This window comes from Duganella aquatilis (assembly GCF_009674565.1).
Taxonomy (GTDB): domain Bacteria; phylum Pseudomonadota; class Gammaproteobacteria; order Burkholderiales; family Burkholderiaceae_D; genus Rugamonas; species Rugamonas aquatilis.
On the sequence record NZ_WKJL01000009.1, the window covers coordinates 116223 to 139818 of the forward strand.

22 protein-coding genes and 1 tRNA gene are annotated in these 23596 nt (G+C 64.0%); 8 read left to right on the forward strand and 15 right to left on the reverse strand.

The features are described from left to right. Nucleotides 1–5 precede the first annotated feature (5 nt). Together GJ698_RS14135 and GJ698_RS14140 are read right to left on the reverse strand one after the other, a co-directional pair. Nucleotides 6–554, reverse strand: a complete 549-nt coding sequence (locus GJ698_RS14135) for a PAAR domain-containing protein (RefSeq protein WP_154358261.1) — start codon at nt 552–554, stop codon at nt 6–8. A gap of 123 nt (nt 555–677) precedes the next feature. Next, nucleotides 678–754: transfer RNA gene (locus tag GJ698_RS14140), tRNA-Met, on the reverse strand. 157 nt (nt 755–911) lie between these two features. On the opposite strand from GJ698_RS14140, the gene GJ698_RS14145 reads away from it, so the two are divergent. Continuing rightward, nucleotides 912–1316: a VOC family protein gene (locus GJ698_RS14145; protein WP_154358262.1), complete on the forward strand. Its 405-nt coding sequence runs from the start codon at nt 912–914 to the stop codon at nt 1314–1316. On the opposite strand, the gene miaA is transcribed toward GJ698_RS14145, so the two are convergent. Genes miaA through GJ698_RS14160 form a run of 3 tightly spaced genes read right to left on the reverse strand, consistent with a single transcriptional unit; the run spans nt 1313 to nt 5202 of the window. Beyond that, entirely contained in the window at nt 1313–2260 is a 948-nt protein-coding gene (gene miaA, locus GJ698_RS14150; protein WP_154358263.1) for a tRNA (adenosine(37)-N6)-dimethylallyltransferase MiaA, read from the reverse strand. The genes GJ698_RS14145 and miaA overlap by 4 nt on opposite strands. Nucleotide 2261: 1 nt before the next feature. Beyond that, the gene (gene mutL, locus GJ698_RS14155) at nt 2262–4244 is read right to left on the reverse strand and encodes a DNA mismatch repair endonuclease MutL (protein WP_154358264.1); all 1983 of its coding nucleotides are present in this window, start codon (nt 4242–4244) and stop codon (nt 2262–2264) included. A 31-nt stretch (nt 4245–4275) separates the two neighbouring features. Beyond that, nucleotides 4276–5202 carry a peptidylprolyl isomerase gene (locus GJ698_RS14160; protein ID WP_154358265.1) on the reverse strand — a complete coding sequence of 309 codons (927 nt, stop codon included), beginning with the start codon at nt 5200–5202 and terminating at the stop codon, nt 4276–4278. Nucleotides 5203–5339: 137 nt separating this feature from the next. Between GJ698_RS14160 and GJ698_RS14165 the strand changes: the two genes are divergently transcribed. Together GJ698_RS14165 and GJ698_RS14170 are read left to right on the forward strand one after the other, a co-directional pair. Continuing rightward, nucleotides 5340–5984 (forward strand): VTT domain-containing protein, encoded by a 645-nt coding sequence (locus tag GJ698_RS14165; RefSeq protein ID WP_154358266.1) that lies wholly within the window; start codon nt 5340–5342, stop codon nt 5982–5984. A gap of 116 nt (nt 5985–6100) precedes the next feature. Continuing rightward, nucleotides 6101–7120 carry a carbonic anhydrase gene (locus tag GJ698_RS14170; RefSeq protein WP_154358267.1) on the forward strand — a complete coding sequence of 340 codons (1020 nt, stop codon included), beginning with the start codon at nt 6101–6103 and terminating at the stop codon, nt 7118–7120. Here the strand turns inward: GJ698_RS14170 and GJ698_RS14175 are convergent. Genes GJ698_RS14175 through tsaE form a run of 3 tightly spaced genes read right to left on the reverse strand, consistent with a single transcriptional unit; the run spans nt 7117 to nt 9780 of the window. After that, nucleotides 7117–7956, reverse strand: a complete 840-nt coding sequence (locus GJ698_RS14175; protein ID WP_154358268.1) for a D-hexose-6-phosphate mutarotase — start codon at nt 7954–7956, stop codon at nt 7117–7119. The two genes, GJ698_RS14170 and GJ698_RS14175, sit on opposite strands and share 4 nt — an antisense overlap. Nucleotides 7957–7969: 13 nt before the next feature. Then, nucleotides 7970–9331 carry an N-acetylmuramoyl-L-alanine amidase gene (locus GJ698_RS14180; RefSeq protein ID WP_154358269.1) on the reverse strand — a complete coding sequence of 454 codons (1362 nt, stop codon included), beginning with the start codon at nt 9329–9331 and terminating at the stop codon, nt 7970–7972. Beyond that, on the reverse strand, nt 9295–9780 hold the full coding sequence (tsaE, locus tag GJ698_RS14185) for a tRNA (adenosine(37)-N6)-threonylcarbamoyltransferase complex ATPase subunit type 1 TsaE (protein WP_154358270.1): 486 nt from the start codon (nt 9778–9780) through the stop codon (nt 9295–9297). The genes GJ698_RS14180 and tsaE overlap by 37 nt, the downstream gene beginning before the upstream one ends. A 63-nt stretch (nt 9781–9843) precedes the next feature. On the opposite strand from tsaE, the gene queG reads away from it, so the two are divergent. Next, nucleotides 9844–10944, forward strand: a complete 1101-nt coding sequence (gene queG / locus GJ698_RS14190) for a tRNA epoxyqueuosine(34) reductase QueG (protein ID WP_154358271.1) — start codon at nt 9844–9846, stop codon at nt 10942–10944. Between the two features lie 20 nt (nt 10945–10964). Here queG and GJ698_RS14195 read toward each other — a convergent pair whose 3' ends face one another. Genes GJ698_RS14195 through GJ698_RS14210 form a run of 4 tightly spaced genes read right to left on the reverse strand, consistent with a single transcriptional unit; the run spans nt 10965 to nt 14954 of the window. After that, nucleotides 10965–11804 carry a CPBP family intramembrane glutamic endopeptidase gene (locus GJ698_RS14195; RefSeq protein WP_154358272.1) on the reverse strand — a complete coding sequence of 280 codons (840 nt, stop codon included), beginning with the start codon at nt 11802–11804 and terminating at the stop codon, nt 10965–10967. Further along, nucleotides 11801–12283 carry a MarR family winged helix-turn-helix transcriptional regulator gene (locus GJ698_RS14200; protein ID WP_154358273.1) on the reverse strand — a complete coding sequence of 161 codons (483 nt, stop codon included), beginning with the start codon at nt 12281–12283 and terminating at the stop codon, nt 11801–11803. Before GJ698_RS14200 ends, GJ698_RS14195 begins: the two co-directional genes overlap by 4 nt. Nucleotides 12284–12336: 53 nt before the next feature. After that, a complete protein-coding gene (locus GJ698_RS14205) occupies nt 12337–12918 on the reverse strand; it encodes a response regulator transcription factor (RefSeq protein ID WP_154358274.1) in 582 nt (193 codons plus the stop codon). Between the two features lie 5 nt (nt 12919–12923). Next, nucleotides 12924–14954 (reverse strand): two-component system sensor histidine kinase NtrB, encoded by a 2031-nt coding sequence (locus GJ698_RS14210; protein ID WP_154358275.1) that lies wholly within the window; start codon nt 14952–14954, stop codon nt 12924–12926. A 129-nt stretch (nt 14955–15083) separates the two neighbouring features. On the opposite strand from GJ698_RS14210, the gene GJ698_RS14215 reads away from it, so the two are divergent. Further along, a complete protein-coding gene (locus GJ698_RS14215; RefSeq protein ID WP_154358276.1) occupies nt 15084–16070 on the forward strand; it encodes a TRAP transporter substrate-binding protein in 987 nt (328 codons plus the stop codon). Between the two features lie 155 nt (nt 16071–16225). Here GJ698_RS14215 and GJ698_RS14220 read toward each other — a convergent pair whose 3' ends face one another. Both GJ698_RS14220 and GJ698_RS14225 read right to left on the reverse strand, forming a co-directional pair. Then, complete coding sequence (locus GJ698_RS14220; protein ID WP_166454870.1) at nt 16226–17599, reverse strand: TRAP transporter large permease; 1374 nt, start codon at nt 17597–17599, stop codon at nt 16226–16228. 14 nt (nt 17600–17613) lie between these two features. Further along, nucleotides 17614–18270: a TRAP transporter small permease gene (locus tag GJ698_RS14225; protein WP_208023822.1), complete on the reverse strand. Its 657-nt coding sequence runs from the start codon at nt 18268–18270 to the stop codon at nt 17614–17616. Nucleotides 18271–18847: 577 nt separating this feature from the next. Between GJ698_RS14225 and GJ698_RS14230 the strand changes: the two genes are divergently transcribed. Genes GJ698_RS14230 through GJ698_RS30470 form a run of 3 tightly spaced genes read left to right on the forward strand, consistent with a single transcriptional unit; the run spans nt 18848 to nt 20482 of the window. Beyond that, nucleotides 18848–19369 carry a methylated-DNA--[protein]-cysteine S-methyltransferase gene (locus GJ698_RS14230; protein ID WP_154358278.1) on the forward strand — a complete coding sequence of 174 codons (522 nt, stop codon included), beginning with the start codon at nt 18848–18850 and terminating at the stop codon, nt 19367–19369. After that, entirely contained in the window at nt 19345–20247 is a 903-nt protein-coding gene (gene xerD, locus GJ698_RS14235) for a site-specific tyrosine recombinase XerD (RefSeq protein ID WP_154358279.1), read from the forward strand. Before GJ698_RS14230 ends, xerD begins: the two co-directional genes overlap by 25 nt. 58 nt (nt 20248–20305) lie before the next feature. Next, entirely contained in the window at nt 20306–20482 is a 177-nt protein-coding gene (locus GJ698_RS30470) for a hypothetical protein (RefSeq protein ID WP_166454865.1), read from the forward strand. Between the two features lie 9 nt (nt 20483–20491). Here GJ698_RS30470 and GJ698_RS14240 read toward each other — a convergent pair whose 3' ends face one another. Next, nucleotides 20492–23596: an efflux RND transporter permease subunit gene (locus GJ698_RS14240; protein ID WP_154358280.1), complete on the reverse strand. Its 3105-nt coding sequence runs from the start codon at nt 23594–23596 to the stop codon at nt 20492–20494.

The window sequence follows — 23596 nt, forward strand, 5'->3', positions numbered from 1 at the left end:
CCTTGCTAGTCGAGAAGATGCCAGGCGGTCAGTTGCGCGCGCTCGGCTGTGTTGATGGGCTGGGTGTAGCCGCTGCTGTCGGTAATGCCTTCGAGAGTTTTGCCTACCAGCTCCAACCGGTAGCGCCGGGAGGCGAGTGGTGCTTGCGTGAGGTCGTCCAGGAAACGCAGTGTGATTTGTTCTTCCTGATGGCCAAGGGCAGCAGCTTGCGCTTCCTGGCGCGCAGTCGCGGCGGCTTGTGTTGCCGAGGCAGGGGAAGGTGCGCTGCCGCCCACTTCCTGATATTTGTGCTGCTGGCTGGCGATCAGCTTGGGCGGCGGCGTGCACTTGCAGACGCACAGGTCGTCCTGCAACGCCACCTGCATGCCGTTCCAGCTTTCGGAGATGCGTGGGCCGAAGATTTTGATCTTGCCTGGCGATTTACAGGCAGGGCAGAAGATGGCGTCGCCCTCCAGCGCGACCAGCACGCCGTCGATGCTGCAGCAACTGCTGGCGCTGATAACCTTGCCGCCAGCACTGGTGCTGGCGCCGAGCGTGATGTGGTAGCGTTGCATGGACTTTCCGTTCAAGAACAGAAAGTCTCCAATGTAGCGAGCGCCTCGACAGCAGGCCTTGTGACGGCACAAGAAAAACAAAAAAGCCGTAACTCACAGTGTGAATTACGGCTTTCGGAATCTTGGTGGTGATAGATGGACTTGAACCATCGACCCCAGCATTATGAATGCTGTGCTCTAACCAACTGAGCTATATCACCTGCAACGCCCAGCATCATAGGGGATGGCACCCTGACTGTCAAGACTGACCCAAAAATTTTTTGAAAAAAGTGCCGAATAACGCGTGGCGGTCGTCAAAATATTGGCATATTGGTATTCTGTGTCTTCGCCGATGATTATTTTTATAACGGGGGCAATATGGCAACCAATATCTTCATCAACCTGCCGGTGCGCGACCTGCAGAAGTCGATCAAGTTCTTCGCGCACCTGGGCTACAGCTTCAACCAGCATTACACCGATGAATCCGCCACGTGCATGATCGTGGACGAGAATATCTTTGTCATGCTGCTGACCGAAACGCGCTTCAAGGAGTTTACGCCGAAACCGGTGAGCGACGCGCACACGTCGACCGAGGTGCTGCTGTGCCTGCAAATGGAATCGCGCGATGCGGTGACGGCGCTGGTCAACAAGGCCATCGAGGCCGGCGGCAGCGCCTACAAGGAACCGCAGGACCATGGCTTCATGTACGGCCACGGCTACCAGGATCTGGACGGCCACCTGTGGGAAGTGGTGTACATGAGCGGCGAGCCGCCGAAGGCTTAACCCAGCCGTTCGGCGATCTGCGCCAGCATGGCGTTGGCGGGATCGGGGGCGAGGCAGTCCAGCACCACGCGCTCCGGCATCGAGCGCAGCCAGGTCAGCTGGCGCTTGGCCAGCTGGCGCGTGGCGATGATGCCGGTTTCGCGCATGGTGGCGTAGTCGATGGCGCCGTCGAGGTATTCCCATGCCTGGCGGTAGCCCACGCAGCGGATCGACGGCAGGCCCGGATGCAGGTCGCCGCGCCGGCGCAGCGCTTCCACTTCGGTGATCAGGTTACCCTGCGGCGTTTCTTCCAGCATGATGTCGAAGCGGCGCGCGATGCGCTTGTGCAGCACGGCGCGGTCGGATGGTTCCAGTGCAAATGACAGCAGCTCGAACGGCAGCTCGGTTTTCTCGCGCAGCGCCAGCAGCTCGGACATCGGCTTGCCGCTCAACGCGTGAATCTCCAGCGCGCGCTGGATGCGCTGCGAATCGGCCGGCGCCAGGCGCGCGGCGGTTTCCGGATCGACGGCGGCCAGCCGCGCATGCATGGCGGGCCAGCCGAGGCGGGCCGCTTCCTCATCCAGCGCGGCGCGCACGGCGGGATCGGCGCCCGGCAAATCATCCAGTCCATCGGCCAGGCCTTTGAAGTACAGCATGGTGCCGCCGACCAGCAGTGGCAGCTTGCCGCGCGCGCTGATGTCTTCCACCAGCCGCAGCGTGTCCTTGCGAAACTGTGCCACCGAATACGAATCCAGCGGGTCGATGATGTCGATCAGATGATGCGGCACGGCGGCCAGTTCTTCGCGCGTCGGCTTGGCGGTGCCGATGTCCATGTCGCGATACACCAGCGCCGAATCGACGGAGATGATTTCGGACGGGATGCGTTCGGCGATGGCCAGGGCGGAGGCGGTCTTGCCCGACGCCGTCGGCCCCATGATGGCGACGGCCAGTGGTTTCGCGCTCATGTTATTGACCGCGCAGGAACAGCTTGTCGAGCGCGCCGATTTCCACCTGCACCCAGGTCGGGCGGCCATGGTTGCACTGGTCGGCGCGTTCGGTGATTTCCATCTGGCGCAGCAGGGAATTCATCTCCTGCACCGACAGGATGCGGTTGGCGCGCACCGCGGTGTGGCAGGCGAGAGTGCCGAGCAGTTCGTTCTGGCGTTCGATCAGCACGCGCGAGCCGCCGAATTCGCGCACGTCGCGCAGCACGTCGCGCGCCAGCGTCTGGGCGTCGGCGTTCTTCAGCAGCACCGGCACCGAGCGCACCGCCAGCGTGGTCGGCGACAGCACGGCGATGTCGAAGCCCAGTGCCTGCAAGGTGTCCTGATGTTCTTCGGCGGTGCCCACTTCCACCGCGTCGGCGTAGAAGGTGATCGGGATCAGCAGCGGCTGCACCTGCATTTCTTCGCCGGCCACGCGGCTGTCCAGCGCGTTCTTCAGCTGTTCGTACAGGATGCGTTCGTGCGCGGCGTGCATGTCGACCAGCACCAGGCCCTTGGCGTTCTGCGCCAGGATGTAGATGCCGTGCAGCTGCGCCAGCGCGAAGCCAAGCGGGAATTCTTCCTGCGCCATGGCGGCAGCGGAGACGGTGAAGGAGCTGGCTTGCGGCAGCGTCATGTCGGATTCGCTGCGCGCGCCGGCCGGGCGGTCGCTGTCGCGGAACAGGGCGCCGTATTTTTCGGTGCTCTGGGCGACGCCGCCGTCGGCGCCGAAGCGCGGGCCGGCGTAGCTGCTGCCAAAGCTGCCCTGCGTGCTGGCGGCTGCGGCGCCCGAGCCTCCGCTGCCGCCGGCGCCGAACGGCGATGGCGAGAAGGTCGGCGCATAGTCCGGCGCCAGCAAGGGGCCGAACGAGGTCTGCTCGCCGCGCCACATCGGCGTGGTGTTCAGGCTGTCCGCCGCCGGCAGCGGCGACGGCACGCTGCCGTGCGCCGTGGCCGAGGTCTGCGCCAGCGCGCGCTGCACCGCGTGGAACACGCACTGGTGCACGGCGCGGCTGTCGCGGAAGCGCACTTCAATTTTCGATGGGTGCACGTTGACGTCCACCAGCGCCGGGTCCATCTCCAGCGACAGCACGTAGGACGGGAAGCGGTCGCCGTGCAGCACGTCCTGGTAGGCGGCCTTCACCGCGTGCACCAGCACCTTGTCGCGCACGAAGCGGCCGTTCACGTAGAAGAACTGGCCGTCGGCGCGCGCCTTGGAGGCGGTCGGCAGGCCGACGTAGCCGTGCAGGCGCAATGGGCCCATGGTTTCATCGACCGCCAGTCGCGCTTCGGCGAAGTTGTCGCCCAGGATGTGGGCGCTGCGCTTGGCCATCTCGCTGACGTTCCAGTGATCGATGGTGCGGCCGTTGTGGCTCAGCGAGAACGACACGTCCGGCCGCGCCAGCGCGATGCGGCGCACGACTTCGGCGCAGTGGCCAAACTCGGTCTGCTCGGACTTGAGGAACTTGCGCCGTGCCGGCGTGTTGAAGTACAGGTCCTGCACATCGACGGTGGTGCCCACCGCGCCGGACGACGGCGCCGGCGTGGCGTTGTGCGAGCCGACGATTTCCCACGCGTGCGCGGCGTCGGCGGTGCGCGAGGTGATGGTCACGGCGGCCACCGAGGCGATCGACGCCAGCGCCTCGCCACGGAAGCCGAGCGTGCCGACGTTTTCCAGGTCGTGCAGGGAGCTGATTTTGGAGGTGGCGTGGCGCGCCAGCGCGAGCGGCATTTGCTCGGGCGGGATGCCGCGGCCATTGTCGGTGATGCAGATGCGTTTGACGCCGCCTTCCTCCAGCCGCACGGCGATTTGCGTGCCGCCGGCATCCAGCGCGTTTTCCAGCAGTTCCTTGACCACGGCGGACGGTCGTTCCACCACCTCGCCGGCGGCGATCTGGGAAATCAGCTGGTCAGGCAGGGCCTGGATGGGACGTGGGGTGCGGGGGGCAGTGTCTGGCGCGTTCATCTCCAGATTATAACTGGTCCCCCGCCAGGACTTACTGCTTTGGCCGTTCGCGCACTGGAATCATGGCGTTGCACACTTCCAGGTAGTTGGCCGCGTATTTATTCCACGGGCCGCCGCGGTTGCGCTGCGCTTCCAGCACCTGCTCGTAGATCGGCGCTTCGCTGCGCATCACTTCAAAGTGGCTGCGATCCGCTTCCGGCACTTCGGCTTCCAGGCGCACCGAGACGATCGGCATGCGCGCCTCGTTCGGGCCGTAGAAGCCCAGCGCCTCGTTGCCGCGCGGCAGAGTGGTCAGCAGCGGCATGCCGGAGATGACGCGGCCCAGCAGCGTGATGTTGCGGTCCAGATGGCGCGGCGCGTGGCCGGTGATGGCGTACAGCTCGGAACCGCTGCCGCTGTCGGTGTCGTTGTCACGGCCGACGCCGACCATGCCGTAGCAATGGATCAGCCAGGTGCTCTTGGCCTTGGGATCGCGGCCGACCGGGAAGCCGTTGGAGTGGCCGATCTGCGGCGCGTAGCCGTCGGCGTCCTTCTGCTGCACGAAGTGCTTGTCGTTCGACATCGGCACCGTGAATTCGCCCGGCACCTTGGCCTTGGCCGAACCCAGCGACTTCGGCTTGGTCTCGGCGTTCGGATCGCCCCACTGCGCCACGTAGTTGTCCTGCGAGCGGATGATGGCCAGGCCGTCAAAATAATGCTCTTTTACCATGGTCTTGATGTTGGCGATGCCCAGCGGCGCGAAGTCCGGCGCCAGTTCGATCACCACGCGGCCGGTCGGCAGGTCCATATACAAGGTGTTGGCCGGGTCGGTGGGACGCCAGTCCGACGGCTTGGAGGTCTTGATAATGTCGCTGGCGCTGGGGCGCACCGGCAGGTCGGCGGCATGCGCGGCGGCGGCGCCGAGGCCCAGCGCCAGGGCCGGCAGGGATAAAGCACGGAAAATGTGTAACAAAGCCATCCAAATCTCCTTGGTTGAGCGAACCCGCTTGCTGCGGGACCTAGCTGGATTGTAAACTGGATATCAATCGCTCGGAAACCGATGCCGCTAGGGCTTAGGGTGGTGTATGATTCCGGCGCTTACTTTATGGGAAGAATATGGATTTTATGCAATTTTTCGACATGATCCTTCATGTCGACAAGACCTTGGAAATGCTGATCCAACAATACGGAACGCTGATCTACGTGGTTCTGTTCGCTATCATCTTCGCCGAAACCGGCCTGGTGGTCCTGTTCTTCTTCCCGGGCGACACGCTGCTGTTCATCGCCGGCGCCCTGTGCGCCGTCGGTGAAATGAATCTGCCGCTGCTGGTGGTCCTGCTGACCACGGCTGCCATCACGGGCAACACCGTCAATTACTGGATCGGCGAAAAGGTCGGGCAGCGGGTGTTTACCCACGATTACCGCTGGCTCAACAAGGCTGCGCTGACCCGCACCCACGAATTCTTCGAAAAACACGGCGGCAAGACCATCGTGCTGGCGCGCTTTGTGCCGGTGGTGCGGACCTTCGCGCCGTTCGTGGCCGGCGTCTCGGACATGACCTTCGCCCGCTTCCAGCTGTATAACTTCACCGGCGCCATCCTGTGGGTCGCGCTGCTGACCACCGCCGGCTACTTCTTCGGCAATATCCCGATCGTGCGCGAGCACCTGACCGAGATCGTGCTGTTCGGCGTGGCCGTGGCCGTGGTGCCGATGGCGCTGGGCGGTTTGTGGAAACTGACGCGCCGCATGCAAAGCCGCTGAAACCCGCATGAATGCATGCTGCGCGGCCGCCGCAGCATGCCGTTTTGTCCCTGTCCCTCAAGTTTTGCCCAAATGCATCCGTAAACCAGAATGTAATTGTTCATTCTGGATACCCAATGCGCACCCTCCTGACCCTATTGGCCTGCTGCTACGTTGTCACCGCAGCGGCCAGTAACGAAAAAGACCCGCTGATTTCGCCTTCGACGAAATCGGCGCTGGTGGGTGCTGCCGGTGTCACGTCCACCGGTTCGTCCGCCTCCTCGTCCGCCCCCGCCACGCCGCCACGCAAGCTCACCGAGCGCGAGAAGGAAGCGCAGGCCGAGGCCGACCTGTCGGCCCGCATCCAGGAGCGGCTGGCCATCATGCGCGCCAACCAGGCCGCGCGCGTGGCGGCGGCGGCCAAGGCCAAGAAGCAGGCGGCGGCCAAGGAAGCCGCGATCGCGGCGATCCCCAAGGTGTACAGCAATGTGTGGTCGTACGAGGGCGAGACCGGCCCGGCCAACTGGGGCAAGATCAATCCGGCCTGGGCCAAGTGCGGCGCCGGCAACCGCCAGTCGCCGATCGATATCCGCGACGGCATGAAGGTCGACCTGGAGCAGATCACCTTCGACTATCATCCGTCCTCCTTCAACGTGACCGACAACGGCCACACGGTGCAAGTGATGGTCGGCAGCGGCAATTTCCTCACGGTGGGCAACCGCACCTATGAGCTGATCCAGTTCCACTTCCATCGCCCTTCGGAAGAGCGCATCAACGGCAAGGGCTACGAGATGGTGGTGCACCTGGTGCACAAGGACGGCGAAGGCCGCATCGCCATGCTGGCGCTGCTGCTGGAGCGCGGCAAGCCGCAGCCGGTGATCCAGACCGTGTGGAACAATCTGCCGCTGGAGAAGCTCGATACGGCGGCGCCGGTGGAATCGCTCGATCCGCTGGACCTGATCCCGGCGCGCCGCGACTACTACACCTTCATGGGGTCGATGACCACGCCGCCTTGCAACGAAGGCGTGCTGTGGCTGGTGATGAAGGAGCCGGTGCAGGCCTCGCCGGCGCAGATGGCGCTGTTCAGCCGCCTCTATCCGCTGAATGCGCGGCCGACCCAGCCTAGCTCGGGCCGCATCATCAAGGAATCGAATTAAGCGTTGATGGTGTGCTTGCCGGTCCAGGTGGCGCCGGCTTCCAGCGGCTGCTGGTGGATGCGCGCCGGCTCGATGCAGACGAAGCGCAGGTATTCATCCTGGCCCAGATCGGTAAGGGCCGCCGCGTCTGCCGTACCCGGATTCCACACCACCCATTGTTCAAAGCCCTGCTGCTCCAGGCGCAGCGTCGACGCGGCCGTGTTCAGTGTCACGCTCGGCGTGGACTGGTACATGCGGTCGTGCTTCTCGGTGAAGTGCAGCGCCGGCGTGTCCTGCTCCAGCGTGTTGTTGTGATGGTCGAGGAACTGCACGTGCTGCAGGCCGCTGATGCTGGTCGCGTCCAGGTGGCCGACATCGTAGTAGGTGTGCAGCGCCACGCCGAACGGGAAAGCCTGCCGGCCGGGATTGTGCACGGTATAGGCCATCTCCAGCGCATCGCCATGCAGCGTGAAACGCAGCTTGAGGTCGAACGCGTGCGGCCACGCCTGCGCATGTTCCGCCGACAGGTCGGCCGGCGCCAGGCTGAATTCGAGGAAGGAGCGGCCGCCATCGCCGCCGCTGTCGCTCAGGCGCCAGGTGCTGACGCGCGCGAAGCCGTGGCGCAGGCCGGGGCCGCGCACATTAAACTGCGGGAAAATGACCGGCACGCCGCCGCGGATCGCCTTGCTGCCGTCCAGCGGCGTCTTCGAGCTGACGAACAGACGCTCCTTGCCGTCGGCGGTTTTCCACGACAGCAGGTGCGCGCCGAACAGCGACACCGTCGCTTGCGCGCCGTCGGCGGCGGTGATGTGGACGGCCGGCAGGTCGCCGTACTTGGTCATCGTAACTACAGCCATGTCTCTCTCTTCTTCAGGTTAAGCGGTTCTTGGCCAGCGGCGGGTTCTTGGCGAAATAGCGGCGGATGCCGGTGACGATGGCGTCGGCCAGCTTGTTCTGGTAGGCGTCGTCGAGCAGCTTGGCTTCTTCTTCCGGATTGGAGATGAAGGCGGTCTCGATCAGGATCGACGGAATGTCCGGCGCCTTCAGCACCGCGAAACCGGCCTGTTCGACCGAGCCTTTGTGCAGGCGGTTGATGCCGCCGATCTCGCCCAGCACCGAGCGGCCCAGCTTCATGCTGTCGTTGATCTGCGCGGTGGTGGACAGGTCGAGCAGCACGCTGGCCAGCTGCTTGTCGTGGTTCTTGACGTTGACGCCGCCGATGTTGTCGGCCGAATTTTCCTTGTCCGCCAGCCAGCGCGCGGCCGAGGAGGTGGCGCCTTTTTCCGACAGCACGAACACCGACGAGCCGCGCGCGGTGGGCTGCACGAAGGCGTCGGCGTGGATCGAGACGAACAAATCGGCCTGCACCTTGCGCGCCTTGTCGACGCGGGTGCCCAGCGGGACGAAGTAGTCGCCGTCGCGGGTCAGCATCACGCGGATGTTGGATTGTTCTTCCAGCTTGCCCTTGAGGCGCTTGGCGATGGCCAGCACGATGTCCTTTTCGCGGCTGCCGTTCTTGCCGGAGGCGCCGGGATCTTCGCCGCCGTGGCCGGGGTCCAGCGCGATGGTAATCATGCGCACGATCTTGCCCGACGGGTCGGCCTTGGCCTTGGATTGGGCGTCGGCGGTTTTCAGCTCGGTTTTCAGTTCTTCGCGCGGCTCGGCCTTCAGGTCCGGTTTGAGCTGCTCCAGCTGTTCCTTCGGCGTGGCTGGCGTCACGTTGGCGACTTTCTCGTCGCCGGACCAGTCGCCTTTTTCGATCATGGCGGCGATCGGATCAACCGCCTTGACCGGGTACAGGTCGAAGATCAGGCGGTGCTTGTAGTTGCCGGCCGGCGGCAGCGTGAACACCTGCGGCTTGACCTCTTCCTTCAGATCGAACACCAGCCGCACCACGTTGGGCCGGTTCTGGCCCACGCGCACCTGCTTGATGTACGGGTCGTTGGACTGGATCTTGGCAACCAGGCTTTTCAGCGTCGGATTGAGTTCCAGTCCTTCGATGTCGACCACCATGCGCTCCGGATCCTTGACGATGAAGTGCGTGGCCTTGAGGTCGGTGTCGTTTTCCAGCGTGACGCGGGTGTAGTCGTCGGCCGGCCAGACGCGCACGGCGAGGATTTGCGCGGCATTGGCCCGCAGCGGCACCGTCACGGACAGCAGCAGGGTGGCGCCGGCCTTCAGGACGGTGCGGCGGCTCACATGTTGGGAGCGAATTTGAGGCGTTGAAGGCATGAGTTACCCAAGGCGGTAGACGCCTGCAATTCTACATCACGGCCGTGGCCGGACACAGTCAAAAACACATTCAGGTCCGGCGGCGGCAGCACGCCTTCGGCTTTTTCCGGCCATTCGACGATGCAGACGTTATCGCCGTTGAAGTCTTCGCGGAAGCCGGCGTCGAGGAATTCCTCCGGGCTGCCCATACGGTACAGGTCGAAGTGGATCACGCTGACGGCGCGGCCGTCGAGCTGGATGCTGTACGGTTCGGACAGCGTGTAGGTCGGGCTCTTGACGGTGCCGACGTGGCCCGCCGCGTGCAGCAGCGCGCGGGTGAGGGCGGTTTTGCCGGCGCCCAGGTCGCCGTGCAGGTGGATCGCCAGGCCGGGCGCCAGGGCGCGCGCCAGCGCCGCACCCAGGGCGGCGGTGCCTTCTTCGTCGTGGAGGTGGGCTGTGAAGTGCTGCATCAATTAGAATGTCATGTTGGTTTGACCGCCATTGTAACCGCCTACGCCAGTGCAAACTCCAAGATGTCCCTGTCTGAAACCAATTTAGCCGAACTTGCCCTCAGCATCAAGCGCTGGGGCACGGAGCTGGGCTTCGCCGAAATCCGCATCACCGACGTCGACCTCCGTCACGCCGAGGCGGGCCTGCAGGCGTGGCTGGACGCCGGCATGCACGGCGAAATGGACTACATGGCGGCCCACGGCATGAAGCGCGCGCGGCCCGCCGAGCTGGTGCCGGGCACCATCCGCGTGGTCAGCGCCCGCATGAACTATCTGCCGAGGGACACGGAAACCAGTGGCGAGCACGATTGGCGCGAGCGCGAGGCGGCGCGGCTGGCCGATCCCGGCGCGGCCGTCATTTCGGTCTATGCGCGGGGCCGCGACTACCACAAGGTGCTGCGCGCGCGTCTGCAGCAACTGGCCGACAAGGTGAAGGCGGAGATCGGCGACTTCGGCTACCGCGTGTTCACCGACTCGGCGCCGGTGATGGAGCTACCGCTGGCCGAGAAGGCCGGCCTGGGCTGGCGTGGCAAGCACACCTTGCTGCTGTCGCGCACCGCCGGCTCGATGTTCTTCATGGGCGAATTCCTGGTCGACCTGCCGCTGCCGATTGACGAACCGACCGGCGCGCACTGCGGCCAGTGCTCGGCGTGCATCACGGCCTGTCCGACGCAGGCCATCCTCGGGCCGGGCAAGCTGGATGCGCGGCGCTGCATCTCCTACCTGACCATCGAATTGAAGAACGCGATTCCGCTGGAGCTGCGACCGCTGATCGGCAACCGCATCTACGGCTGCGACGACTGCCAGACCGCCTGCCCCTGGAACAAGTTCGCGCAGCGCGCGGTGCTGCCGGATTTCGACGAACGCCATGGCCTGGGCAGCGCCTCGATGATCGAGCTGTTCGCGTGGAGCGAGGACGACTTCAATCGCAAGATGGAGGGCAGTCCGATCCGCCGCATCGGCCATGAGCGATGGCTGCGCAATATCGCGGTGGGGCTGGGGAACGCGGCGGCGGCCGGCGCCAAGGGCGATGCCGCCATCGTGGCGGCGCTATTGTCACGGCGCGACGATCCGTCGGCGCTGGTGCGCGAGCACGTCGAATGGGCACTGGCCTGCCATGCCTGAACGTCAGCCACGCGGCGGCGTCAGCGCTTGACGGCGCGGCGCAGGAGGAGGATGGCGGTGGCGCCCCAGAGCAGCAGGGTGATGACGGAGGCTTCGACGCCGTAGGCGCCGCCGGTCAGCCAGTCGGGGCCCGTCATCGTCACTTGCAGCCAGCCGCGCGCGGTGTGGCCGGAGACGGGAACGGCGAACAGGCTGTCGTACAGGTAGTTCCAGCCGAAGTGCAGGCCGATCGGCAGCCACAGGCGCCGTGTCTGCAGGTAGGCGGCGCACAGCGTCAGCGAGGCCACGCCGGTGATCAGAATGCCCAGCGCGCTGGCCTGGTCGTTCGGCACGTGCGCCAGCGCGAACACCACGCAGGAGACGACCAGCGCGACGCGCGTGCCCCAGCGTTGCTCGACGATGCGGAACAGCACGGCGCGGAACAGCAGTTCTTCAAACACCGCCACCATCATCTGCTCCGGCAGGGTCTTGAGCATGATCGCCGCATCATTGCTGCCGCTGATGGCGAATGCGCCGGCCGCCGCCAGCACGCCCGCCACCGCCAGTCCGAGGGCGACGCCGAGCGCCACGCCGGTGAAGGTTTCGCGCACCGCGCCGCTGGGCGCCAGTTCGGCCAGGCCGCGCCGCTCGGTGCGGCGCACGAAGTGGCGGTAGCTGAATATGCCCAAGCCACCTGCCAGCAGGAACTGCCAGCCGAAGCGCAGTTCCTTGGGCACCAGCTTGTCGATCACGGCCAGCGTCAGGATGATCGGCAGCACCACGGCGCACATGCCGATGATGATGCGCGTGACCGGGTGCGCAAACAGACGGGCGCGGAACGAAGGCACGGATGAAACGACCTGCGGCTGGGCGATGCTCATGATGTCTCCTTTTTGCTCTTGGTGGTGGCACGCGCCGCGCGGATGCGGGCGCCGAAAGATTGGATTTGCAGCGCGGCGATGGCCTCGGCCAGCGCGTCGGACAGGGGATAGGGCAGGTCGCGGTCGAGACTATCGGCGGCGGCGCGGGTGGCTTGCCAGCACTGGCGCAGCTTGGGCAGCAGCGCTTCGCCGTGGGCGCTCAGGCGGACCATCTTCTGGCGCGCATCGCGCACGCCGGGCGAGGCTTGCAGCAAGCCTTGCTTCATCATCAGCGTGACGGTTTGCGTGGCCGCCGGCTGCGTGATGCCGGCCGCCTCGGCGATCTGGCTGACGGTGCGCGGCTCGCCGCCCTCCAGCGCCCGCATCACCGGCGTGTAGCGAGGCCGGTAATCGATGCCCGCCTCCTCATAGGCGGCGCTGACCGCGCCATCCAGCAGGTCGATCAAATGACGTAATTGCGTGCCAAGTCCTTGTCTCATGCGACAAGCATAACACGATACATAAGTGCTTATGTATGTTTTTCGAGCGGGATTTATTTCAGCAGGCCGGCCAGTTCGACGGCGGTTTTGACTTGCATCTTGTCGAAGATGTGGGCGCGGTGGACTTCCACGGTGCGCATGCTGATGCCCAGCTGGTCGGCCACCACCTTGTTCATTTTGCCGGCCAGGATCAGGTCCAGCACTTCGCGTTCGCGCGTCGACAGCGTGGCCAGGCGGGCGTGGACGGCGGCGGTTTCGCCGGCGCGGCGCGAGTTGGCCAGCGCTTCCTGCACGCGGTCCATCAGCTGGTTGTCGTTGAACGGCTTTTCGAAGAAGTCGAAGGCGCCGCGCTTCAAGGTGTCCACCGCCATCGGCACGTCGCCGTGGCCGGTCAGGAAGATCACCGGCATGCGCTGCGCCAGGCCGCGCGTCAGCAGCTGGTCGAACACCGCCACGCCGTTCATGTCCGGCATGCGCACGTCGAGCAGCACGCAGTCGCCGTCGGTGTCGAAGTCGCCGGTCTGCTGCAGGAACTGCGCTCCGGATTCGTAGGCGCGCGAGGGAATCGCCCGGGATGTGGCCAGCCAGGTCAGTGCGTCGCGCACCACCGCTTCATCGTCGACGATATGCAGCATTTGTTTTATGTCTCCTGTGTCGTGGCTGCCGGCGCGGCCGGCAGCACGAACGTAAATATTGTTCCGCCTTGCGGATTGGCGCGGAAGGTCAGCGCGCCGCCATGGAATTCTATCGCAGTCCGGCAGATGTTGAGGCCCATGCCCATGCCCTCGGCCTTGGTCGAGAAGAACGGCGAGAACAGGCGCTGCGCCACATCGTCCGGAATGCCGTGGCCCTGGTCGATCACCGCCACGCTGACCTGGTCCAAGTCGGCATGGTATCGCGCCACCACGTTGAGGATACGCCGTTGCGGCTGCACGTGCTGCATCGCTTCTATGCCGTTGCGGGTCAGGTTGAGCAGCACCTGCTCGATCATCACGCGGTCGGCGCGCACCGGCGGCAGGTCGGCCGGGAGGTCGGTGTGGAACGACACATAGCTCTGGCGCGCCTGCAGTTCGATCAGCGCGCGGATGCCGTCCAGCAGCGATGGAATCGCCACCGCCTGCCGCAGCGGCTCGCGCTTCTTGACGAATTCGTGCACGCTGCGGATGATCTGGCCGGCCCGCTGCGCCTGCGCGCTGGCCTGTTCCAGCGCCGGCTTGAGGATGCCGCGGTCGACCGGCTTATGGTCCTCATGCGCGCGGTCCAGCACATTCAGCGCACCGGTGGTGTAGCTGGAAATGGCGGCCAGCGGCTGGTTCAGCTCATGCGCCAGCATCGACGCGATCTCGCCCATGGTGGCCATGCGCGCCGACGATTGCAGCTTTTCCTGCTGCTGGCGGTTGACCTCCTCGATGCGCTTGCGGTCGGAGATGTCGAGGATGGAGCCCATCCAGCCGGTCTGCTTGCCGTGGTTGTCCACCAGCGGCGCCTCGAACACCAGCACCGGCACGCGCTCGCCGTTGGGACGCTGGAAGATGGTTTCGAACTGCGGCGTGACCTTGCCGGCCAATACCGAGGCAAAGCGCGCCTGGTATTCGGACATCGCCTCCGGCGCCCAGTAGGGCATGGGCGGCAGCTTGCCGACGATTTCCTCGGCCGGATAGCCGACGATCTGGCAGAAGGCCGGATTGACGTAGGTGATGCGCCCTTCCAGGTCGCGCGCGCGCAAACCGGTCACCAGCGAATTCTCCATCGCGGTGCGGAACGACATCTGCTGGCGCAGCGCGCCTTCCGCCGCCAGGCGTTTCGAGATATGGCCCCACAGGGCCAGCAGGCTCCATAGCAGGCCAAGCGACAGCACGATGACCGAGCCGACCAGCAGGTTGGGCAGCAACTGCGGTTCGCTCTTGACGCTGTCCGTCACCAGGGTGACCGAGGCGCCCGGCAGGTCCAGCGCGCGCTTGTGGGTGTAGATGCCGTGGCCCGGACCTGCGGCCGCGCGCCGCGCCAGCACCTTGTCGTCGCGGTCCACCAGCGTGACCTGATTGTCCTGCGCGAACCACCACGGCACCATTTCATCGAGCAGCGCGCTGGTTTGATAGGTGGCGACCAGGTCGCCGAGGTATTCGTCGCCATGGAACAGCGGCACGTGGTAGTCCATCAGCACCGCCGACGGCGCGGCGGTCTGGTTATGCGCCTGCACTTCCGGCTGGGCGTACATCGCGCGGCGCGTCTTGCGCGTGATCTCGGCGGTGGCCCTGGAGGCGGGAGTCAGCTCCACCGGCTCGGACAGCGGATCGCTGCTGCTGCCCAACTGGCCGTCCGGCTTGAGCCAGACCACGCGCAGCAATTCGTGGCCATTCTTGAGCAGCCGCGCCATGCGCTCGTGCAGCTCGTGCGGCGACAGATGGCCGGCGGCGATTTCCACGCCCAGGCTGCGCAGGCTTTCCTCGTCGCGGCCCATCTGGAAGCGGATGGTCTGTTCGACCCACAGGGTGTCGGCGATCAGCTGTTCCTGGCGCTCGTTGCTCTCCATCTGGCGCGCCTGCCACGGCAGCCAGATCAGGATCGCCAGAAAAAACAACACCAGCACGATGGGCAGCAGCCAGCGCAGCGAGGTGCTGGTGTGGGTGCGGCGGCGCGGTGCGGGCGCGGTGGAGGGCGATGGCGTCATGGGTGGTCAGGGTAGCTGGTCACGCTGGTGCGGCCATTGTGGTTATCCACACTTGCCAGTGTTGCAGCTATTTATAAGAATCGGTCAGAATAGAACAATAGTGTAACTTTAAACCCACCAGGAGACTTCATGAAACTGAAACCCGTCTTGCTCGTCCTGAGCGCGGCCCTGAGCTTCAACGCGTATGCCCAGGCGCCTATCGTCATCAAATTCAGCCACGTGGTGGCCACCGACACGCCGAAAGGCCAGGCGGCGGAGCGTTTCAAGCAACTGGCGGAAAAGGCAACCAACGGCCGCGTGAAGATCGAGGTGTATCCGAACAGCCAGCTGTACAAGGACAAGGAAGAGCTGGAAGCGCTGCAACTGGGCGCGGTGCAGATGCTGGCACCGTCGCTGGCCAAGTTCGGCCCGCTGGGCGTGAAGGAATTCGAGGCGTTCGACCTGCCGTACATCTTCCCGTCGAAAACGGCGCTGTACAACGTGACCGAAGGCGAAATCGGCAAGTCGCTGCTGAAGAAGCTGGAGCCGAAGGGCATCACCGGCCTGGCGTTCTGGGACAACGGCTTCAAGGTCATGTCGGCCAACAAGCCGCTGCATAATCCGACCGATTTCAAAGGCCTGAAGATGCGCATCCAGTCGTCCAAGGTGCTGGACGCGCAGATGCGTGCGCTGGGCGCCAATCCGCAGGTGCTGGCGTTCTCCGAGGTGTACCAGGCGCTGCAGACCGGCGTGGTGGATGGCACCGAGAATCCGCCGTCGAATATGTACACGCAGAAGATGCACGAGGTGCAGAAGTATGTGACGGTGTCGAACCACGGTTACCTGGGCTATGCGGTCATCGTCAACAAGAAGTTCTGGGACGGCCTGCCGCCGGACATCCGCGCCGCGCTGGACAAGGCGATGAAGGATGCCACCACCTTCGAGAAAGCGATTGCGCAGCGTGACAACGACATGGCGCTGGATGCGATCAAAAAGGCCGGCAAGACCGAGATCTATAGTCTCAGCGTGAAAGAGCAGGCCGAGTGGCGCAAGGCGCTGCTGCCGGTGCAGCAGCAGATGGAGAGCCGGATCGGCAAGGATCTGATCTCGGCGATCAACAAGGAAGCCGCGAAGTAAGTCTTCGTCGGGAAATGAGAAAGGAGGCCTAGGCCTCCTTTTTTTATGGGTACGGCGGACGATTGTTATCGCATGGAGTACCCCTAACGAAAGGGTCTGACCCCGTACGGGGTCAGACCCTGGCCGCAGCGGTGTGCGGGTTGCGCAGGTGCCGCTTACATCAACCCCATCGCCTTCGGCAGCCAGAGCGACAACCCCGGCCAGTATGTCACAATCACCAGGAACACCAGCATCGTCAGCAGCCACGGCATCACCGCCACGGTCAGCTCGGAGATGCTCATCTTCGAGATGCCGCTGGCGACGTACAGGTTCAGGCCCACCGGCGGATGGCACAGACCAACCTCCATGTTCGCATCGATCATGATGCCGAAGTGGACGGCGTCGATGCCGAGGCGAATCGCGGCCGGGTGCAGAATCGGCGCCATCACAAGGATGATCGACGACGGTTCCATCACATTCCCCGCCAGCAGCAGCAGGATGTTGGTGAAGAACAGGAAGCCGGCCTGGCCCAGATCCTTGCCCAGAATCCAATCCGCCATCGCCTGCGGAATATTCTCGTGCGCCATCAGGAACGAGAACAGCACGGCGTTGGTGATGATGTACAGCAGCATGGCCGACAGCGCCGCCGATTTTTTCAGCACCTCCGGCGTTTTCGACAGCGGCATGTCCTTGTAGACGAACACCGAAATCAGGAACGCATACACCGCGCTCATCGCCGCCGCCTCGGTCGGCGTGAAGATGCCCTTGGTAATGCCGCCAATGATGATCACCACCAGCATCAAACCCCACACGCTCTTGCGGAAGGCCTTCCAGCGCTGGCCCCAGGTCGACTTGCGCATGCGCGGGTAGTTGTTCTTCTTGGCCAGCACCCAGGTGGTGGTGCACAGCATCACCGTCAGCAGGATGCCGGGGAACAGGCCGGCCAGGAACAGCGCGCCGATCGAGGTGTTGGTCGAGATGGCGTAGATCACCTTCGGAATCGACGGCAGCATCAGGATGCCCAGCGAACCGGCGGTGATGATGACGCCGGCGCCGAAGGCCTTCGGATAACCCTGCTTGACCATGGCCGGCAGGATGATCGAGCCGATCGCCACCACCGTCGCCACCGACGAGCCGCACACCAGCGCAAACATGGCGCAGGCGATGATGCCGGCCAGCGCCAGGCCGCCGTGCCAGTGGCCGATCAGGCTGGTGGCGAAGGCGATCATGCGCTTGGCAACGCCGCCGTGGGTGAGGAAGTTGCCGGCCAAAATAAACAGCGGAATGGCCATGATTTCGAACTTCTCGATGCCGCTGAACAGCTTCAGCGCCACCGCCTCCACCGGCACATTGGTCAGCAGGTACATAAACATCAGCACCGTCAGGCCGAGCGCGATGGAAGCCGGGATGCCGGTCAGCATCAGCAGAATCAGCAGCGCGAACACGATGCCGACCTTGCCGCCCAGCAGGCACACGGCCAGCAGGATGCCGGCGATCACCGACAGGATGGTGCCGGCCTTCTTTTTGCTCCAGGGTTCGATGCCCTGCATTGCGATGGCGCCGCTCATCGTGCACCTCCATGGGCTGGCTGGTGCGACGGGGCGGCGGCGAACAGTTCGTCGTCTTCGTCGTCGTCCAGGCCTTCGACGTGGGATTCGTCATGGTGCGGCAGCTCGCCGTGGCGCAGGAAGGTCCAGCCGACCTGGATGAAGCGGAAGCACATCAGGTAGGAACCCATCGGCACGGCGGAATAGATGAACCAGGTCGGCCATTCCAGGTCCGGCGTGGTCGGGCCTTCCGGCACCTCGCTGGCGTCCCAGCCGAGCAGGGTGTAGACCGCGTGGTGCATGCCGTTTTCCCAGACGAAGGTCAGGCCCAGCGTGCCGACGATGCCGGTGAACAGCATGCCGCAGCCGATCGCCAGCAGCACCGTGAAGCGGCGCCATTCGGTCGGCATGCGGTTGACCAGCACGTCGACGCCGACGTGCACGCCCTTGCGCACGCCGTAGGCGGCGCCGAACTTGGCCATCCACACGAACATGATGATGGCCAGTTCCTGCGCCCATTCAAAATGCAGTGAGAGGAGGTAATCCTGGACGTAGGGAATCGGCAGGCCGGTGCCGTAGCGGTGCACCACGGACAGGAAGATGATGAGGGTGGCGCCGCCCATCAGGAGGGTGATGATCCACTCCTCCAGATGGTCGAGTATTTTTGTCAGCATAATATGTCTCTAAGAATTATTAGTGCTGGGAAATCCAGCATAGCTGTAAATTATCCGTGACTGGCAAGACTAGCAATAAGGACTATTACTAAGTTGGCTACAGTGTTCAGTTTGCCTATACCACAACTTGTTTGATCTGCGTCAAACATGTTTCAGGTTTAAAGTATGCTCGTTCCCGTACACAAAAAATTTGAGAAAAACCTTAACGAATACGTTATGATGGCGTCGCTCTCAGGGATACATGCATATCGATATGCGACCCGGTAGCAAAGAATTGTAAGTGGGGAGTGTGTATAGAAACGGTAACGAATACCGGCAATAGATCGAGGAGACACACGTTTTACAGAATGTCGCTGTTATAGGCTCTGCAAGCCGCCACAAGCGTGCTACGGAACCAGGCAAGCGACCGGGAACGTGAAGCAGGATTTGGAAGCGCACCGTCAGGTGCGTTTTTTTTTGCCCGGCGCATTTACAATGCATCCAGCGTGGTTTTTTTGCTGTAGCAGCGACGCAACAAAATGGTGCATTTAGACAACGAAAACACAATCGAGGTACTTTTTTGGTGCAAGTAAGTGTGATGAAAATACAACAGGGCAGCGAGCTGTTTTCCGCCGTGGTGGCGCTCCCGTTCGGGAAACTGGGCGTGCGCACGGCCGCCGGGCTGATTACCGAGCTGTGCTACCTGCCGCCCCATTTTGATGCGAAGGCGCCGCAGGACGCGGCGGCCGAGCTGGCGGCCTACCAGGTGGAAAAGTACTGCGACGACGCCGATTTCCAGTTCACCCTGCCGCTGAAGCGCGCCGGCACCGAGTTCCAGCACAAGGTGTGGGAGGCGATCAGCTCGATTCCGCGCGGCAGCATGCGCACCTATGGCGAACTGGCCAGGCACATCGGCTCGGCGCCGCGCGCGGTGGGCCAGGCTTGTGGCGCCAACTGGTTCCCGGTGGTGATTCCGTGCCACCGCGTGACCGCCGCTACCGGCCTGGGCGGCTTCTCCAACAGTGACGATCCGAACGGCTACCTGCTGGGCATCAAGCGCTGGCTGCTGGCGCACGAAGGATCGAGCGAATACGCATGGCAGCAGACAACCTTGCTCTGATCGACGAGTTCTGCGACGGCCTGTGGCTGGAGGACGGGCTGTCCAAGAACACGCTGGAAGCCTACCGGCGCGACATGCGCCTGTTCGCCGCCTGGCTGGAAAAGATGCGTCCCGGCGTGGCCGGCCTGCAGGCGGTGGCGTCGCATGATATCGAAAGCTATATCGCCGCCCGCCACGATCAGGGCAAGGCGACATCGTCGAACCGGCGGCTGTCGGTCATCAAGCGCTTCTACCAGATGCTGCTGCGGCAGCGCCGCATCAGCGCCGATCCCAGCCTGAAGCTGGCCTCGGCCAAGCAGCCGCAGCGCTTCGTGCACACGCTGAGCGAAGCCCAGGTCGAGGCCTTGCTGGATGCGCCCGATGTCAATACCCCGTTAGGGTTGCGCGACCGCACCATGCTGGAATTGATGTACGCCAGCGGCCTGCGCGTGTCCGAGCTGGTGGAGCTGAAAATGCTGGAACTGAGCCTGAACGACGGCGTGCTGCGCGTCACCGGCAAGGGCGCCAAGACGCGGCTGGTGCCGTTCGGCCAGCAGGCGCGGGTGTGGATCGAGCGCTACGTCAAGGGCGCGCGCGGCATCATCCTCAACGGCCAGCAGGACGACGCGCTGTTCGTCACCGGGCGCGGCGCGGGCATGACGCGGCAGATGTTCTGGGTGCTGATCAAGAAACATGCGCTGAAGGCCGGCATCACGGCGCCGCTGTCGCCGCACACCATGCGGCACGCGTTTGCCACCCATTTATTGAACCACGGCGCCGATTTGCGTGTTGTTCAATTGCTACTTGGACACTCCGATATTTCCACGACGCAGATCTATACCCACGTCGCCCGCGAGCGCATGAAGCATTTGCATGCGCAACATCATCCTCGGGGTTGAGCAACTTGGTTCATAATGAGGGTTGTGCAGTGCAACGCTTTTAGAGAAGGAGCAGCAAATGGCCAAAACAAACTTCGCATATGAAAAGCGGCAGCGGGAATTGGAAAAGAAGAAAAAGCAGGAAGAGAAGAACCGGCGCAAGGCCGAGTTGAAGAATAATCCAGGCCTGGCGCAGGAAGGCGAAGAGGATGTCGCCGAGGGCGAAGCTTCCGGCCTCGCCCCCGACAGCGAATAATCCGCGGCGCTACGCCACCTCGCGCAGCACGTGTTCCTCCTCGTGCTGGCGCTTGAAGAAGCGGGCGCAGCGCTTGCCCCAGTTGTCCAGGTAGGTGTAGGCCACCGGCACCACCACCAGCGTCAGCAGGGTTGAGGTCAGCACCCCGCCGATCACCGCGCGGCCCATCGGCGCCTGCGTTTCGCCGCCATCCCCCATGCCGATCGCCATCGGCAGCATCCCGAACACCATCGCCAGCGTCGTCATCAGGATAGGGCGCAGCCGCACCTGGCCGGCGTTCATGATCGCCTCGTGCTGGCCCTGGCCTTCCTTCTGTGCATGGTTGGTGAAGTCCACCAGCAGGATGGCGTTCTTGGTCACCAGACCCATCAGCATGATGAAGCCGATCACCGAGAAAATGTTCAGCGTGCTGCCGGTTACCAGCAGCGCCACCAGCACGCCGATCAGCGACAGCGGCAAGGACATCATGATCGCCACCGGCTGCAGGAAGCTGCCGAACTGCGAGGCCAGCACCAGGTAGATGAAGATCACCGCGATGCTCAATGCGATCATGGCCGAGGTCATCGATTCCTGCATGCTCTGCGCATTGCCGCCGACGTCGAAGCGCACGCCGGACGGCAGTTCGATTTCCTTCATGGCTTTCTTGACGTCGCTGTCGACGTCGCCGCCGGGACGGCCCTCGGTGCTGGCGTACACCGCCACCCGGCGCTGCAGCGCCTGGCGCTTGAGCACCTGCGGGCTGAAGGCCGGCACGAAGTCCACCACCTGGCGCAGCGGCACCATCACCGGGCGGCCGTCCGGCCCCAGCTTGCTCGACGCCAGCGACAGGTCGGCCAGGTCGGCCACTTTCTGGCGGCCGGACTTCGGCAGCTGCACGTTGACTTCATAGTTCTGGCCGTCGGCGGCCAGGAAGTGCGAGGTGGTGTCGCCGGCCACGAACGGCCGCAGGGCGGCGCCGATCTGCTGCGTGGTCAGGCCGAGGTCGCTGGCCAGCTCGTTGTTGATCTTGATGTTGGTCGACGGGTTGGCGCCTTCCTGGCTGTATTCCAGGTCGGCGATGCCCTTGATCTTGCGCATCTTGTCCATCAGGCGGTGCGCCACGTCGTCCAGCTTGGCTTCATCGGTGCCGAGGATGGCGATGAAGATCGGCTTCTGGCCCATCGACAGCGTGATGCCGGCGATCTTGCTGAGGCGCGCGCGGATCGCGATTTCCATCTCCTGCTGGCTGCGGCGCGCATGCGTCTTGCGGTCCAGCAGCTTCATGTCGAGCTGGGCGATGTTGCGGCCTTCCCAGGTGCCGACCACGGTGATCAGGTTGGCGATTTCCGGAAATTCCTTCAGCGCCGCCTCCACCTGGTGGATCTTGTTGTCGGTGTACTCCAGGCTGGAGCCGACCGGCGTCTTGATCATGAAATTGACCCAGCCGTTGTCCTGCTGCGGCATCATCTCGCCGCCGATCTTCGGCACCAGCAGCAGGCTGCCGGCGAACAGGCCGAAGGCCAGCAGCAGCGTCAGCTTCTTCCAGCGCAGCGCCAGCGCCAGCACCTTGCCGTACACCCGGTGCAGCCATTCGACGCCGCCCTCCAGCCAATGCATGAAGCGGCCCAGCCACGGCAGGTACTTGAAGCGGTCCTTGACCGGGTCCGGCCACACCGACGACAGCATCGGATCGAGCGTGAAGCTGACGAACAGCGACACCAGCACCGCCACCGCCACGGTGATGCCGAACTGCAGGAAGAAGCGGCCGATGATGCCTTCCATGAAGGCCACCGGGATGAACACGGCGACAATCGCAAAGGTGGTGGCCATCACCGCCAGGCCGATTTCGTTGGTGCCGTCTTCGGCCGCCTTGCGGTGGTTCTTGCCCATGCCGAGGTGGCGCACGATGTTCTCGCGCACCACGATGGCGTCATCGATCAGCAGGCCGATGCACAGCGACAGCGCCATCAAGGTCAGGAAATTCAGCGTGAAGCCGAAGGCCTTCATGGCGATGAAGCTGGCCATGACCGAGATCGGCAGCGTCAGGCCGGTGATGATGGTCGAGCGCCACGAGTGCAGGAAGAAGAACACGATTACCATGGTCAGCACCGCGCCTTCGATGATGGTTTCCTTGACGTTGTCGAGCTGGCTTTGCACCTTGAGCGATTCGTCGTTCAGCACGGCCAGCTTGATATCGGGCGGCAGCGACTTCTGCAAATCGGCCGCCACCAGCTGGATGCGGCGTCCCACTTCCACCACGTTGGCGTCCTGCACCTTGGTGATGTCCAGCGTCACCGAACGCTGGCCGTTGATGCGCGAGATCGACAGTTCTTCCTGGGCGCCGTCCTCGACCGTCGCCACCTGTTCCAGGTAGACCGGGCCGTTGGCGCGCCGCGCCACGATGATCTTGTTGAATTCGCGCGGGTCCTTCATCTTGCCTTCGACCCGCACCAGGCGCTCGCTGGCGCCGTAGCTGATGAAGCCGGCGGGCAGGTTGGTGTTGGTGTTCTGGATGGCGTTCAGCACTTCGTCGACGCCGACCGCCTGCGCGGTCAGGTCGTTGGGGCGCAGCTGGATCAGGATCTGGCGCGCCGCCATGCCGTTGATGCGCACCTGGCCGACGCCGGCCACGCCCTGGAAGCGCTTGGCGATGACCTGGTCGGCCAGGGTCGACAGGTCGCGCAGCGAGTGCTCGCTGGCGGTCAGGCCGATCTGCGCGATCGGCTGCGCGTTCTCGCCTTCGAAGCGGACGATGAACGGGTCCTTGGCTTCGCGCGGGAAGCGCGGGCGCACCTGCGCCACCTTGTCGCGCAAGTCCTGCATGGCGCGGTCCATGTCGGCCGACAGTTCGAAGTCGATGTAGACGCCGGCGCGGCCTTCCCAGGAGTTGGCGCGCAGCGTCTTGATGCCGCTGACGGTGTTGACCGCTTCCTCGATCGGGCGGGTGATGTCGTTCTCCACCGCTTCCGGCGAGGCGCCCGGATACTGCACCTCGATGGCGGCGCCGGGAATGTCGACGTTGGGCATGGCTTCCAGTCCCAGGCCCCGGTAGGAGAACAGGCCCAGCACCATCAGCGCCACCATCACCATGGTGGCGAACACCGGATTCTGGATGCTGACTTTAGTGATCCACAT

Bases quoted from the DNA above. Each gene is read 5' to 3' on its own strand.
- GJ698_RS14230 (WP_154358278.1), top strand. From the start codon at position 18,848: ATGAAAATACAACAGGGCAGCGAGCTGTTTTCCGCCGTGGTGGCGCTC.
- miaA (WP_154358263.1), bottom strand. From the start codon at position 2,260: ATGAGCGCGAAACCACTGGCCGTCGCCATCATGGGGCCGACGGCGTCG.
- GJ698_RS14180 (WP_154358269.1), bottom strand. From the start codon at position 9,331: ATGCCTTCAACGCCTCAAATTCGCTCCCAACATGTGAGCCGCCGCACC.
- queG (WP_154358271.1), top strand. From the start codon at position 9,844: ATGTCCCTGTCTGAAACCAATTTAGCCGAACTTGCCCTCAGCATCAAG.
- GJ698_RS14145 (WP_154358262.1), top strand. From the start codon at position 912: ATGGCAACCAATATCTTCATCAACCTGCCGGTGCGCGACCTGCAGAAG.
- mutL (WP_154358264.1), bottom strand. From the start codon at position 4,244: ATGAACGCGCCAGACACTGCCCCCCGCACCCCACGTCCCATCCAGGCC.
- GJ698_RS14205 (WP_154358274.1), bottom strand. From the start codon at position 12,918: ATGCTGCATATCGTCGACGATGAAGCGGTGGTGCGCGACGCACTGACC.
- GJ698_RS14175 (WP_154358268.1), bottom strand. From the start codon at position 7,956: ATGGCTGTAGTTACGATGACCAAGTACGGCGACCTGCCGGCCGTCCAC.
- GJ698_RS14220 (WP_166454870.1), bottom strand. From the start codon at position 17,599: ATGCAGGGCATCGAACCCTGGAGCAAAAAGAAGGCCGGCACCATCCTG.
- GJ698_RS14210 (WP_154358275.1), bottom strand. From the start codon at position 14,954: ATGACGCCATCGCCCTCCACCGCGCCCGCACCGCGCCGCCGCACCCAC.
- xerD (WP_154358279.1), top strand. From the start codon at position 19,345: ATGGCAGCAGACAACCTTGCTCTGATCGACGAGTTCTGCGACGGCCTG.
- GJ698_RS14195 (WP_154358272.1), bottom strand. From the start codon at position 11,804: ATGAGCATCGCCCAGCCGCAGGTCGTTTCATCCGTGCCTTCGTTCCGC.
- tsaE (WP_154358270.1), bottom strand. From the start codon at position 9,780: ATGCAGCACTTCACAGCCCACCTCCACGACGAAGAAGGCACCGCCGCC.
- GJ698_RS14135 (WP_154358261.1), bottom strand. From the start codon at position 554: ATGCAACGCTACCACATCACGCTCGGCGCCAGCACCAGTGCTGGCGGC.
- GJ698_RS14240 (WP_154358280.1), bottom strand. From the start codon at position 23,596: ATGTGGATCACTAAAGTCAGCATCCAGAATCCGGTGTTCGCCACCATG.
- GJ698_RS14170 (WP_154358267.1), top strand. From the start codon at position 6,101: ATGCGCACCCTCCTGACCCTATTGGCCTGCTGCTACGTTGTCACCGCA.
- GJ698_RS14165 (WP_154358266.1), top strand. From the start codon at position 5,340: ATGGATTTTATGCAATTTTTCGACATGATCCTTCATGTCGACAAGACC.
- GJ698_RS14200 (WP_154358273.1), bottom strand. From the start codon at position 12,283: ATGAGACAAGGACTTGGCACGCAATTACGTCATTTGATCGACCTGCTG.
- GJ698_RS14160 (WP_154358265.1), bottom strand. From the start codon at position 5,202: ATGGCTTTGTTACACATTTTCCGTGCTTTATCCCTGCCGGCCCTGGCG.
- GJ698_RS14215 (WP_154358276.1), top strand. From the start codon at position 15,084: ATGAAACTGAAACCCGTCTTGCTCGTCCTGAGCGCGGCCCTGAGCTTC.
- GJ698_RS14225 (WP_208023822.1), bottom strand. From the start codon at position 18,270: ATGCTGACAAAAATACTCGACCATCTGGAGGAGTGGATCATCACCCTC.
- GJ698_RS30470 (WP_166454865.1), top strand. From the start codon at position 20,306: ATGGCCAAAACAAACTTCGCATATGAAAAGCGGCAGCGGGAATTGGAA.